Raw genomic sequence first — 13475 nt, forward strand, 5'->3', positions numbered from 1 at the left:
GGAGCTACCACCGATGAGTGGTTGGCCCATTCACCCTGCTAGCTCTCGACGTGCCATGCCGTACACTCTGAAATTGCACACGAGGTTGTTATGAATAAAAAGTTGTTGTTGGCCGTTTGTCTCGCCATCAGTGGCTATAGTCACGCCCAAACCGAAGATTACGTAGCCGATAACGTATTTACCCAGGGCGTTGAAGGCCCGGCGGTGGATGCACAAGGCAAATTATACGCCGTGAATTTTGCCGAAGAAGGCACCATCGGCATTATCGATAAAAAAGATAACGCGCAGCTGTTTGTGAAATTGCCCAAAGGTAGTACCGGCAATGGCATTCGTTTCGATCGCAAGGGCATTATGTATGTGGCCGATTATTCCGCCCACAACGTGTTGAAGGTCGACCCCAACACCAAAGCCATTAGTGTGCATGCACACAGCGATAAGATGAATCAGCCCAATGATATCGCCATCGCCAAATCCGGTGTGATTTATGCGAGCGATCCCAAGTGGGCAGACAATACCGGCAATCTGTGGAAAGTCGCCACCGATGGCACAGTGACCTTGCTGGAAGCGGATATGGGCACCACTAACGGTGTGGAAGTGAGTACCGATGAAAAACATTTGTACGTGAATGAAAGCGTGCAGCGAAAAGTCTGGAAATACGATATCGACAGCAAAACCGGCGATGTCAGCAACAAGCGCCTGCTCATCGAATTTAAAGATCACGGTATGGATGGAATGCGTTGTGATTCGGCAGGCAATTTATATATCGCTCGTTACGCTGCTGGCGAAGTTGCGGTAGTTTCGCCGCAGGGCACCTTGCTGCAACGCATTAAACTCAAAGGCCAAAAACCTACCAACGTCGCCTTTGGCGGCGCCGATGGCAAAACCGTTTATGTCACCCTACAGGATCGCGGTGCTATAGAAACCTTCCGCAGTGAATTGCCGGGACGTGAGTGGTTGTTGCACGCGAAATAAATTTTCCGTTTTAGCATTCGGCTTTAATTAATTTATTTCAACGTGAGTTTGGCGTTGGGGTGTGTATTGCGAAACCCTCAAGTCAGGGGTGACTTGAGGGGGTTGTACGGATGTTTTCATGGGTTTTCGAAATACACGCCCTAATGACAAACAGGCTACGAAGTTAAAAACTTATTTTTCTCGTCGCGAAAATTTCTCCCAGGTTTCCTGCGCATCGTAACTATTTTTCTCCGGGCGAATGCCTCTGCCCATGTGAATGTCCAATAGCACTAGCGTGTAGTTGTCCTGCTCCGCGAGTGGGTCGTTTCTGTCGGCGCGATAGGTTTGTGTTTGGCAACCGAGCAAACCACAGCGGCGGGTGTTTATGGTTTCGGTGCGCTCGGCGGAGTTTTCACGTGTCGATATTAACCGACGTTTTTGTTTACTCACGATAAACCAATCGTAACCCGCCGCCAGCGTTAACTCGGCGGCGCGTTGCAAGGCGTAATTCTGTGTAGCAGTGCGCTGGTTGCCGCGCAGCGTAAATTGCACGCGGTAGCTGGTGCTGTCCAGCGCGATTTCCTTATAGCCGGGGCCATTTTTTTGTGCAGCGCGATAGTGGGAGTAAGGTGCAGTCGCACATGCACTCAGCATTAAGATCAAACAAAAAAGCAGTGCAGGTTTCATGATCAATACTCCGTGCATTATTGCGCCCAGCGCGAATGAATGGCTTGTTGTTCAGCGTTTGTATCAAAAGCTTCGCTTTGCATCATTTCATCCAGTGCTGTGTCTAGCGGTGAACCGCCGCTGGCAGTTTGGTAATCGCCTTGTGCGAGTGCTTTCTGTGGCAGGCTGGTTACCAATTCCCACTGGGTGTTGCGGCGGCAGGCAATATTTTCGCTGCTGTACTCGCGTTGAATAACCTGATACTGCCGGCAGTAGTCACCTTTGTTATCGATAAATGTGAGGCGCGGTTTAATACTGCTGCCATCTTCAAACCGCTGCTCGCTGCCACTGATATTTTGCTCCAGTACCTGCGCTACCGCATGCCAGTTGCTTGCACCCGGGTTGTTGCCGGGGAGCAATTGAACCGCAGCGAAACCTATAGCCAGTACCACGCTGGCAGCGAGGGCTGCGTGTTGCTGCAGCCCTCGCTGCACATTTCTCCAGAATGGAAATTGAATAACTTTGTTCTCTTGCACAGGTTCTGGTGCAGTTTCTGTTGAAGGTGACGCAGTTTTTTGTGCGAGAAGCTGCGTAATGGCAAGCGGCATTGGGCGCGCGTCTATTTGTGCGTAGTGACTGGCAATTTGCTCATCCACCATCGCCAGTTCGGCCAATCGATTTGCGAGATTTTCATCGTCAACTAAACCCTGGCGTACCAATTCCATTTCGGCTTTAGGTAATTCTGCATCCAGAAAGGCGGAGAGTTGTTCATCGGAAATTGTCATTGTCATTGCCTCAATGTTCGCTCACGCGCTGGCCGGGTCTGCCGTGGGGTTTAAAAATTTCACTAGCGCAACGCGCGCGCGGGCCAGGCGGCTCATCACTGTGCCTTGTGGAATGCCGAGTGTTTCGGCCACCTCCTTGTACGACAGTCCTTGTACTGCCACCAGCGCCATAATTGTGCGCTGCTCGTCGGGCAACTGGTTCATGGCAGCGTCCACTTGGGTTAGGGTGATTTGATCATGAATGACCTGTTCACCGTCGGTGGCTGGTTCTTCGGTGTCGTCCAATGAATACACATTCTTTTGACGCACCTTGCGCGCGCGATACTCATCAATCCACAGGTTGCGACAGATACGAAAGGCCCACTTGGCGAGCTCGACATCGTCCGGAATCGCCTTGCTCAGCAAACGCTCCAGGGTATTTTGCAGCAAGTCATCGGCATCGGCGGCTGAGCCGGTGAGCGAATAGGCGAAACGGCGCAGTGCGGGCGCTATCCGGGTTAATTCCTGTTTCAGTTGATCGTGTTGCATAGGGGTTCTTTGCTCGGGAATATCAGTTTCAGGGGCTTAGGATTTTTTGGTCTGTTATCCAGTTAACGGCCCGATACGTATTTTATTCCCGTCTGGAGCAAATCTTTTAGTGGAATTTTCGGGCTTGCCAAACGTTTCTAATGAAGATGAACCACTTTTTGTGTTTAATTTCCCCATCCTCACCGAGTCTGCCCTATGAAACGCCCGCATTTGAAATCGATGCTTTTAAAATCGACCTTGTTGAAATCGACGTTGTTGACGTCGACCTGTATGAGCCTGATCCTCGCCGGTTGGTGTCAGGGCGCTCAGGCGCAGTTGCTGGATCGCCTGGGTAATCAGGTTGATGGCGTGACGCGAGAGTTGGAACAGGTAACAGAGGATGTGCAGGAGCAGGTGCGCAAAACAGCGGAGGATGAATTGTCAGGTCAAGTCATCAATCCGCTAACGGATACTCTGGGTCAAGCGGTAGAGGGTGCGGTTCAATCAACCGAAGGTCTCGCCAAAGCAACAGGGGATTCTGTCGGCAATACACTTGCGGCTCGCCTGCCAATTCTCAATCGCGCAGGTGCAACGGCTTTTGTTGAGGTGCGGGTGGAAGATAACTGGCGCGCAGTCGAGCGCGAATGGTTGATGTTGCTCGACCAACCCGGATTAACCGCATTAGCGGCCCTGGATGCTGAAATTATCGAGCAGACGCAATTTGCAGATCTGGGATTGCAACTGGTGCGTTTTCGTGTGCCTGCTGCGTTGGATTCCTTGCCTGAATTAAAAAAACATTTGCCGGCGCATTTGCATGAGCAGCTGGATCGCAATCACATCTACAGCCCACAAAGGGGCGGCCCGCACGGGGTAATTCAAGCGAAAGAACAACATTCCTCGGCGATTTCAATAACGCCGGTTGCCAAGTCAATGTGCGATCACGCCGTGAGTGTTGGTGTGATTGATACGGCGCTAAATACGCATCATGTTGCGTTTGCAAACAGCCATATTGAAAGCCAGGATTTTGCCGGCGCTGAATTTGAAGCTCCGCGCGCTCACGGTACCGCTGTGGTGGGTATTTTGGTGGGCATGCGTGGGGGGCAGAATCAACCACTAATCCCCTTATTGCCTGCGGCAACCGTATTTTCTGCATCGGTGTTTTACCCGCGCTCAGACTATGCGCAGGGCGCCACCATGGTTAACCTGGTGCGCGCGTTAAATTGGTTAGCAGAAAAAAAAGTGCGCGTTATTAATATGAGTTTGGCGGGGCCGGATAATAAAATCCTGGCTTTGGCGATTCAAAAAATCATTCAATCGGGCATCACTATTGTTGCGGCGGCAGGCAATGAAGGGCCGGCGGCACTGCCTGCCTATCCCGCTGCTTACGCGGATGTAATTGCGGTAACGGCAGTGGATAAAAACCAGCGCATTTATCGCTGGGCCAATCGCGGCGATTACATCGATTTTGCAGCCGTGGGTGTTGCCGTGTTTACCGCGCGCAGCAGTGGCGATTTTGGCCCTGAAACCGGAACCTCTATGGCGGCGCCTCTGGTAACGGCCGCGGTTGCTTGTACTACAAAAAATATTTCCGCCATCGACCAACTAAAAAAGCAGGCGCTGGATTTGGGCGCGGCGGGGCGCGACCCGATATTTGGTGATGGTTTAATAAGTCGTCCTTAACCGAGGTGCATTAAACACCTCGCTCGTTAGAAGTGGGCCTTAAGCATTAACGAGCTCACCGTTTCAGAATAGTTGGCGGCAGCCAGATTGGAATCGTAATTGCCGCGTTCCACTTTGCCCACCAGGCTTAACCATTTCGTCGTTTCTATTTGCCACTCCAGCGTGGTAATGCGGCGTTCATCCGTGCGTTTGGCTTCTATCGACGGAGTCACTGCGGAATAATCGCGCTGCTCGTAGCGATAACCCAGCTGCACGCGATTTTTGATATTACCTAGCGAAAACTGGTGATTAAGACTGGTGCGGAAACTCACTCCGTCATAATCAAATTCATTGGCGCCTGCGTTTTCCGTTTCGCCGGTCAAACCAAGAGTAAAGAAAGTTTTTCCTTGATTGAAAAAGTAAAATGCGTCGCCGGCAAGGTTCTGGTTATCGGCATTGCGAGCGCTAAGGCCGGGAAATTTTTTATCTTGTTTATTAAAGGCAGCGCGCAGAAAAAATTTCTGATTAATCAAACGTGAAATATACAGGCTGCGTTGTTGCAGGGTCAGGAAGCCTTGATCATCCAGTTCGGCATCGGCGTAGTGATAACTCGCGCCCAGAGCCAGCAGACTAAAATCGTAGCTAACATCGGCAGAAGCCTGCTTGATGGATAAATCAAATTCACGGAAATCCTGATAGGTTTTGTTGCTGTAACCCAACCCGCCTTTTACTTTGATTTTCTCGCTCGCCTGCCATTGGCTGTTCACCCGCGCATTGGCCAGTGCAGACCAATCACCTTCGGTAGAATTTTGGTCCAATTCAATCACCGATAAATTGGAATCGTATTCCGCTCCCGTTTCCAATTCGAATTGGGTAGACGGTTTTGCAACTGTTGCATTGGCGGCGCCAATGATGCAGCTGAGAAATGTAATAGGGGCGAGTGATTTAGTGTTCATGATATTTGCTCCGCACAGGGGAAATATTTTTTTCGGTTGTGATAAAAACCACCGGCGCCGCAGCGCCGATGCTTCTGCAATGGTTGTTATCCACGGTGAGTGACGATCGGTTATTTGCCAACGGTTATTTGCCAACGGTTATTGGCCAAGGTTGAGGCTATCGTTAAGTGCGGTGGTAATGGTGCTGTCCACCGCGCTATCAATGGTCGAATTGATAGTTGAATCAAGTGTGGAATTAATCGCCGAGTTGATGGTGGAATTTACCGCTGAATCAATGGTTGAGTTGACGGTAGAGTTGATCGCTGAATTAACAGTTGCATCCAGCGCGCTGGCCACTCCGGTTTGCAGACTGTTGTTAATGGCGTTGCTGATAGAGCCATCAACACTGGTGCTCAGCAGATTGTTTGCCGAATCTTGCAGGGTTTTATCCGCTTGTAGCGCAGAAATGGTATTCAGTTGTTGGTTCACCTTGGTGTTCAGTTGCCCAGTGACTGATTGCATATTTTGTTGTGTCTGTGCATTTAGATTACTGGCTTTCTCTTCATCTGTCGCTGCGGGAGCATTTTCTTCGCTAGTCGCTGATGCTGCTTGTTGGTGTTGTGCAGAGCCACTCAATGCAATGCTCGCACCTTGCGGATTGGTTTGGCTGGTAGTAGAAAATTGATTGTTGGCAGAAAGGCCATTGTTAGCAGAAAGTTGATTGTTGGAATCGGTACGGGTAGCAAGTGAAATATCGGCAGCCCAGCTGTTGGCGGTAAGGCTACAAATAACAAGCATCAATAATTTTTTGTTCATGGCGTTAATCCTCTGGGTTAATAGGCAAGCGGGAAATTCCGCGCTTGTATCCTGTTAACGCATGAGGATTTATTTTTATTCCCGGAGAAGGAAAAATTTTTTAAAAAAACGAATAGTCAAATAATGTTGGCCATTAAAAAAGCCGCCGCAAATTGCTCTGCGGCTGCCCATAATGGTGGAGTATTTTGATTGTTAGCAGCCGATGTTCCCCGGCCCTGCGGTAGCGCCCAGAATATTCAGGAAGCGCTGGTATTCGTTAATGCGGCTTTGCACTTGCGCCGGATTACCGCCATTGCACTCAAGCGAGCCGTTGATGGTGCGAATGGTTTCACCAAAGCCAAAGCCACCGACCATAGAATCGTGAGCCGGACGATAACCGGCGCCGGCCTGGGTCATCCAAAACCAGAGCGCGGTTTGCCAGGCCACGGTCGGGTTTTGCTCAACCAGATCCGGATTTGCGCGCAGATCAAGGCCTAAAGCCGCGCCAGCAGCGCAGTAGTTGCCGTTCCAGCTGAGCTGGATGGGGCCGCGTCCGTAGTAGCGTTTGCCGGGCGCGCAGGGACAAGTGGCGGGGTTGCCATCCCAATCGCCACAGTATTCGCCCTTGGCAATTTCAGTCACGTACACCAAGCCGCCGGTTTCGTGGGAGAAGTTGGCGAGCGCGGCCGCGGCTTCGCGTTTTTTCGCCGCCAGGTCACCGGTGCCCGCGAAGGCGGGGTAGGTTTTGCTCGCCGCGACTAGTCCGGCATAGGTGTAAAAGCTGTTGCGACCGGGGAACATCTGGTTGAACTGGGTTTCACTAACTATCGCCGCGAAGCCTGTGCCACTGTTGGTAGCGGGCCTTACGATGAGAGAGGAGGCGCGGTCGTTAAAGTTGCTCAGGCAGGTGTTATCGCCTGTCACCACGACAGAGGCGCCGCTGAAATCCCAGTTTTCATAAAGTACTGCTTCGTAGCCTGCCGCCACGCGCACCGAGGAAATTGCATCGTTGCGCCCCCCCAGCGAGGTCATCACATTACCGTCATAGGAGCCGGTGTTAAAGCCCGCTGCCCATCCGCCGTAATTGCAGTGCTCGTAGACAGTCACAAGGCCGCTGGTACCGCCGTTGGGCACAACTTCGATCCAGTTAAAATTCCAGCCGCTGGTTTTGGCAAACACACCCAGGTTGTAGGTACCAGCATTAATGTTCAGGGTGCGGGTTACCGTCGTCCAGTTTTGCCAGCCGCCGGTGGCAGGAATGGCAAAGTCGCCCAATGGAATGCTGCCCCCATTCAAATCGACGGCCGCGGTAGCGCCAGAGGGGCTCGCGACGCGCATGCGGACGATATAGCTTCCGCTCGTGGGGATGCTCAGGCCACCGTAAACCAACCATTCATTGGTTTCTATCCAGCCGACGTTGTAGCCGCCACCGCTATCGGTGGTGGCTTCTATATCCACGGCATCGCTTCGAAACGCGCCACCGCTATTGCCGACGGTGGTGTCATAGAAGTTGGAGTAGCTCTCGGCTTGGTAAACCACCGCCTGAGTTGGAAGCGCCAGGGCGCCGAGGGTCAGGCCGGCGCCAAGCAGGCTAAGCCAGTGCCGATAACGGGGTGACAAGTTGTTCATTGTTATTGTCCTCGCTGGGTTGATGGGGGTGGGCGCACACAGAGTTATTGGAGTGGGGTGTTGGCGGCCGGGCTGATCATCAAACAAGCAAACGGCGATTGCCAGTCCCAGTTTGAGGATGCCTTTAACTGCCACTGGCCCGCCGAAAATCGAACCCGGGTTCGACTTTCGGCGCGGGCGCGATATCGCACCACCTGGTTTGTCTGTGCAGGGGCTGTTTTCAAAGGTGAAAATTTTTTACAGAGGTGTTAAAAAACTTTCACATTCATCGGTTTAAATGACATATTTCTGTAAATAATTTTCTTCTCATGGCGCATTTTTGATGGTAGCCTTGGCAAAAGTGCTTGTTTTTCCGGCTTTTGCCGGACTTTTGTTGGATTGACCCCAATGTCAAAAGAAAATAATTTACAGAAAAGATTTGAAAGCAGACTGCTGAGCCCAGTGGGTAAAGGTCTCGGCGACCTGACTTCACAGCCCCTGGTTACCGATGCGGGCTTGCTGGGGTGGAATCTGTTGCGCGAGGACATCAGTCTGCCAGTGGCGGTGCTGAGCGAGAGCCGTTTGCAGCATAACCTGCAATGGATGAAGTCTTTTATCAGTACCTACGGGCTGAAACTCGCACCTCATGGCAAAACTACTATGAGTCCAGCGTTATTCCATCGCCAGTTGGAAGAGGGCGCCTGGGGTATTACCCTGGCAACTGCGCCTCAGGTGCAGGCGGCCTATGAATTTGGGGTGCGCCGGGTGATTATGGCTAATCAACTGGTCGGCAAAGCCAATATGGCGATTGTCTCCCGCCTGCTGCAGAACCCTGATTTTGAGTTTTATGTAATTGTCGATTCAGCAACCAATGTTACCCAACTGGGCGAATTCTTTGCTGCCGCTGGCCAGCGTTTGAATCTGTTGCTGGAGCTGGGGGTTGCCGGTGGCCGCACGGGCGTGCGCGACGTTGCAACTCGCGATGCCGTCTTGGTTGCTGTTGCCCAATATCCAAAATCCCTCGCCCTCTGTGGTGTTGAAGTTTACGAAGGTGTACTCAAAGAGGAGGCCGCCATCCGCGACTTCCTGCGCTTGGCGGTGCGTGAATTGCTGACGCTGGAGGCCAGTGGTCATCTGCAGGGTAAACGAGCCATTCTGACCGGTGCTGGGTCTGCCTGGTTTGATCTGGTGGCGGAAGAGTGGGCCGGCCTTGATAAAGCCTGGAGCGGCGACCAGATGGCGCGCCCCTTGGACATAGTCCTGCGTCCCGGCTGTTACCTCACCCATGACGTGGGCATCTACAAAGCGGCAGAAACACGCATCCACACCAATAACCCGGTGGCGCGCGCGATGCAAACCAGTTTGCTGCCTGCCCTGCAACTTTGGGCGTACGTACTTTCCATTCCCGAGCCTGGGCTCGCGATTCTCGGTCTGGGTAAGCGCGACGCTGCCTTTGACGCTGGTCTACCCATTCCCGCATTCCATTTCCGCCCCGGGCGCGATACAGCGCCTGCCGTTGCGCCAGCCGAGTGGAAACTGACCGCCATGATGGACCAGCACGCGTTTATGCAAATCGCTACGGACGATGATCTGGCCGTGGGCGATATGCTGGTGCTGGATATTTCCCACCCCTGTCTGACCTTCGACAAATGGCGGCAATTGCTGGTGGTTAACGATAAATTCGCGGTGGTTGACGCCGTAGAAACGTTTTTTTAAGGGGCCACTGTGGAAGCCTTACTTAGCCCCGGGCATTGGTTATTGGTGTATGCGCTGATCAGCATTATCGCGCTGATTTTATTGATCGCTCGCTACCGCCTGAATCCGTTTATCACGCTCACGCTGGTGTCGTTGGGTTTAGGGTTGATGGCGGGTATTCCCGCAAAGGATGTGGTGTTCGTTTACGAAGCGGGAGTGGGTAAAACCCTGGGTCATATCGCACTGGTGGTTGCGCTGGGCACCATGCTCGGAAAAATGATGGCCGAGTCGGGCGGTGCGGAGCAAATTGCGCGCACACTGATTCGCTGGTTCGGCGAAAAAAATGTGCATTGGGCGATGGTGTTTGTCGCCTTCCTGGTGGGCTTGCCGATTTTTTTCGAAGTCGGATTTGTGTTGCTGATTCCGATTGCGTTTAACGTCGCGCGCCGTACGGGAACCTCGATGTTATTAGTGGGCTTGCCGATGGTGGCAGGTTTATCGGTGGTGCATGGATTGGTTCCGCCACATCCTGCGGCGATGATTGCGGTGGGGGAGTATCAGGCAAACGTTGGCCGAACAATTTTTTATGCGTTGGTCGTGGGAATTCCCACCGCAATTATTGCGGGGCCTATTTTCGCAAAATGGATTGCGCCGCGCATTCAATTGCCAGCAGTAAATCCCCTTGAACGTGAATTCATTAACAAAGACCAACAAGAATCCATTCGCGCCGATCAGGAGCGTGAATTACCTGGGTTCGGCATAACACTGGCGACAATTATGTTGCCAGTGGTGTTGATGTTGCTCGGCGGTTGGGCGAATCAAATAGCGCAACCGGGAACGGGACTCAATGGATTTTTAATCTTTGTGGGTAATTCGGTCGTAGCACTGTTGATCGCAACCTTGGTCAGCTTTTACACATTGGGTTTGGCGCGCGGGTTTAATCGCGATTCGATTTTGAAATTCAGCCACGAATGTTTAGCACCCACGGCGGGTATTACTTTGCTGGTAGGCGCTGGCGGTGGCCTCAATCGCATTTTGGTGGAAGCGGGAATCGCCAAAGAAATTGTTACTGTGTCATCAGGTATGGCCTTAACGCCTTTGGCGATGGGTTGGTTGGTTGCCGCGTTAATGCGTATAGCCACCGGTTCTGCCACTGTGGCCATGAGTACTGCGGCAGGTATCGTTGCGCCGATTGCCATGGCAGCCAATTATCCGCACCCCGAATTACTGGTTATTGCCACAGGGGCAGGCTCACTCATTTTGTCGCATGTGAATGACGGTGGTTTTTGGCTAATTAAAGAATATTTCAACATGACCGTAACCCAGACACTAAAAACCTGGACGGTACTGGAAACGCTGATATCGCTAGTTGCTTTCGGTTTTGTGTCGCTTCTGGCGGCAGTGATTTAAAACGTAAAACGTTTGACATTAAGAAACGTAATTAAAAAAATTAAATTCGAAAAAAAGCTAATACGACTGACGAAAACGGGTGTTAGCACGGGAAACATTCATGACAGCATTATTCGATATTGTGTATCACATTCGCGCCAGTCGCGATCGACTGTCAGCGACAGAACAAAAAGTGGCTGACGCAATTTTGGAGGATATCGCCTTCGCGGCAAGTGCAAGTATTGACCAGCTGGCCACCAAGGCTAGCGTCAGCATTGCCACTATTTCGCGCTTTGCCAAATCCGTGGGCTGCGAAGATATCCGCGATTTGAAATTAAAATTGGCGCAGGCCAGCGCGGTGGGAACCCGCTTTTTAGCAGAGCTTCCGGTGCTGGAAGAGAGCGCTTTTTATGCGCAAATTTGCAGTGAAATTGAATCTACTTTGCGCGCAAATTTGGCGCGTTTTGTGGAGAATGATTTTCGCACCGCGGCGAATTTACTTAATAACGCGCGCTTGATTTACATCGGCGGTATGGGTGGTGCATCCACTATGTTGTCCGACGAGGTGCAATTCCGCATCGCGCGTTTAGGTATAGCCGTAACTGCATATCATGATCCGGTATTGTTGCGCATGTTTGCCGCCACACTTACCGAAAAAGATGTGTTGGTACTGTTATCCGTTACCGGTGTAACGCCCGAGTTATTGGAGGTGGCGGACATAGCACGCGAATACGGTGCCAAGTTAATTGTGCTGTCAGCACAGAACTCACCGCTCGCACAAAAAGCCGACATAGTCATTCCATTGGTGACTGAAGAAACGGATTTCATTTACAAACCATCGGCCTCCCGCTACGGCATGTTGTTGGCGATTGATATTTTGGCAACTGAGTTGGCGTTAGCACGAAAAACCGAAAGCAAGGAATTGTTGCGTCGCGTGAAATTTGCGCTCGACGAATATCGCGGCGGTGACAATCGTTTACCGTTAGGCGATTAAGAACAACATTATTATTTTGCAGGATGAATGGCAGTGAAGTTTGATTTGATAATTCGCAACGCACAGGTTATCGATGGGTCAGGTGAGCCACCGATGCGTGCGGACATTGCCATTCAGGCGGGAAAAATTGCCGCACTTGGATCGCTGGAAAATGCAGAAAGCCTGGCCGTGTTAGATGCGCAAGGATTAATTCTCGCGCCGGGCTTTATTGATGTGCATACCCACGATGATTTACAGGTAATTCGCGCGCCGGAGATGTTACCCAAAATCTCTCAGGGAATTACTACCGTCATAGTGGGTAATTGTGGCATCAGTGCCAGCCCGGTCAGTTTAAAAAGTGAATTACCTGATCCAATGAATTTATTAGGTACCACTGATGATTTTCAGTATGCCGATTTCGCCAGCTATAAAGCGGCAGTGAATAAAACCCGACCGGCGGTCAATGTTGCTGCGTTGATTGGGCATACCGCGTTGCGCAATAACCATATGGATCGATTGGATCGCGCCGCTAACGCGGATGAAATCGCGCAGATGCGTGTCCAGCTGCGTGAAAGCTTGCAAGAAGGTGCGCTGGGTTTGTCGTCCGGTCTTGCCTACGCGTCAGCATTTTCGGCAACGACCGATGAAGTAAAAAATTTGGCGCAAGTGCTCAATGAATTTGGTGCTGTTTACACCACCCATTTGCGCACGGAATTTAATGAGATTTTAGCGGCTTTGGATGAAGCCTTTGACATTGGTGAAAAAGCCAAAGCCCCAGTGATTGTGTCGCATTTGAAATGTGCGGGTGCGGGCAACTGGGGGCGCAGTGGTGAAGTGCTGCAAAAAATTGAAAGCGCTGCAAGCAAACACCCGGTGGGTTGCGATTGCTATCCCTACAGTGCCAGTTCATCGACCCTTGATTTGCAACAGGTCACCAGCGATTTCGATATTGTGATCACCTGGAGTGAACCGCATCCAGAGCAAGGCGGAAAAAAGCTCGCCGAAATTGCCAGCGAATGGAACATGAGTTTGTTGGATGCTGCGAAAAAATTACAGCCCGCGGGCGCTGTTTATCACGGCATGAGCGAGCAGGATGTGCAAAAAATTCTTGCGCACCCGCTGACCATGGTTGGTTCCGATGGTTTGCCGGTTGATCCGTTGCCTCATCCGCGTTTGTGGGGCGCATTTCCGCGTGTGCTCGGTCATTACAGTCGCGATTTGCAATTATTCAGTTTGCCGGAGGCAGTACGCAAAATGACGCGCATGTCCGCTGATCGTTTTGGCTTGGAAGATCGCGGCCGTATCGCTGTCGGTGCTGCGGCAGATCTCGTTTTGTTTGATGCTGCACAAGTAAAAGATTCCGCCACATTTTCACAGCCGCAACAATTGGCGGAAGGGATTCACTCGGTGTGGGTGAATGGTGTGTTGAGTTACCAGAATAAAAAAATGACGGGCGAGCGCGCCGGAAAATTTTTGGAAAGACAGCGTGATTTGCGGGTTGGATTTTATTAA

Annotated in this window: 12 protein-coding genes; 6 read left to right on the plus strand and 6 right to left on the minus strand. The window is 51.6% G+C overall.

Annotated elements, in window-relative coordinates; genetic code table 11:
* Positions 1-90: 90 nt before the first annotated feature.
* Entirely contained in the window at positions 91-972 is an 882-nt protein-coding gene (locus D0C16_RS18560) for an SMP-30/gluconolactonase/LRE family protein (RefSeq protein ID WP_151033739.1), read from the plus strand.
* A gap of 171 nt (positions 973-1143) precedes the next feature.
* On the opposite strand, the gene D0C16_RS18565 is transcribed toward D0C16_RS18560, so the two are convergent.
* From D0C16_RS18565 to D0C16_RS18575, 3 genes are read right to left on the minus strand one after another with little or no spacing between them, the layout of a single operon-like run.
* Complete coding sequence (locus D0C16_RS18565) at positions 1144-1638, minus strand: hypothetical protein (RefSeq protein ID WP_151033740.1); 495 nt, start codon at positions 1636-1638, stop codon at positions 1144-1146.
* A gap of 17 nt (positions 1639-1655) precedes the next feature.
* Positions 1656-2402 (minus strand): hypothetical protein, encoded by a 747-nt coding sequence (locus D0C16_RS18570; RefSeq protein WP_151033741.1) that lies wholly within the window; start codon positions 2400-2402, stop codon positions 1656-1658.
* Between the two features lie 21 nt (positions 2403-2423).
* Positions 2424-2930, minus strand: coding sequence for an RNA polymerase sigma factor (locus tag D0C16_RS18575; protein ID WP_151033742.1), 507 nt, complete (start codon positions 2928-2930; stop codon positions 2424-2426).
* 195 nt (positions 2931-3125) lie between these two features.
* Between D0C16_RS18575 and D0C16_RS18580 the strand changes: the two genes are divergently transcribed.
* Complete coding sequence (locus tag D0C16_RS18580) at positions 3126-4589, plus strand: S8 family serine peptidase (RefSeq protein ID WP_151033743.1); 1464 nt, start codon at positions 3126-3128, stop codon at positions 4587-4589.
* A 26-nt stretch (positions 4590-4615) separates the two neighbouring features.
* On the opposite strand, the gene D0C16_RS18585 is transcribed toward D0C16_RS18580, so the two are convergent.
* From D0C16_RS18585 to D0C16_RS18595, 3 genes are all read right to left on the minus strand, one after another.
* Positions 4616-5524: a surface lipoprotein assembly modifier gene (locus tag D0C16_RS18585; RefSeq protein ID WP_151033744.1), complete on the minus strand. Its 909-nt coding sequence runs from the start codon at positions 5522-5524 to the stop codon at positions 4616-4618.
* 138 nt (positions 5525-5662) lie between these two features.
* On the minus strand, positions 5663-6319 hold the full coding sequence (locus D0C16_RS18590; RefSeq protein ID WP_151033745.1) for a hypothetical protein: 657 nt from the start codon (positions 6317-6319) through the stop codon (positions 5663-5665).
* 192 nt (positions 6320-6511) lie between these two features.
* Positions 6512-7927: a glycoside hydrolase family 19 protein gene (locus D0C16_RS18595; RefSeq protein ID WP_151033746.1), complete on the minus strand. Its 1416-nt coding sequence runs from the start codon at positions 7925-7927 to the stop codon at positions 6512-6514.
* A 387-nt stretch (positions 7928-8314) separates the two neighbouring features.
* On the opposite strand from D0C16_RS18595, the gene D0C16_RS18600 reads away from it, so the two are divergent.
* The 4 genes from D0C16_RS18600 to D0C16_RS18615 all read left to right on the plus strand — a co-directional run bounded on the left by D0C16_RS18600 (position 8315) and on the right by D0C16_RS18615 (position 13475).
* Positions 8315-9622, plus strand: coding sequence for an amino acid deaminase (locus tag D0C16_RS18600; protein ID WP_151033747.1), 1308 nt, complete (start codon positions 8315-8317; stop codon positions 9620-9622).
* 9 nt (positions 9623-9631) lie between these two features.
* Positions 9632-11011 carry a GntP family permease gene (locus D0C16_RS18605; RefSeq protein WP_151033748.1) on the plus strand — a complete coding sequence of 460 codons (1380 nt, stop codon included), beginning with the start codon at positions 9632-9634 and terminating at the stop codon, positions 11009-11011.
* Positions 11012-11111: 100 nt separating this feature from the next.
* The gene (locus D0C16_RS18610) at positions 11112-11984 is read left to right on the plus strand and encodes a MurR/RpiR family transcriptional regulator (protein WP_151033749.1); all 873 of its coding nucleotides are present in this window, start codon (positions 11112-11114) and stop codon (positions 11982-11984) included.
* Positions 11985-12011: 27 nt separating this feature from the next.
* Positions 12012-13475 (plus strand): amidohydrolase family protein, encoded by a 1464-nt coding sequence (locus D0C16_RS18615; protein ID WP_225318754.1) that lies wholly within the window; start codon positions 12012-12014, stop codon positions 13473-13475.

The sequence above is a fragment of the Cellvibrio sp. KY-GH-1 genome (assembly GCF_008806975.1).
In the GTDB taxonomy this organism is placed as follows: Bacteria; Pseudomonadota; Gammaproteobacteria; order Pseudomonadales; family Cellvibrionaceae; genus Cellvibrio.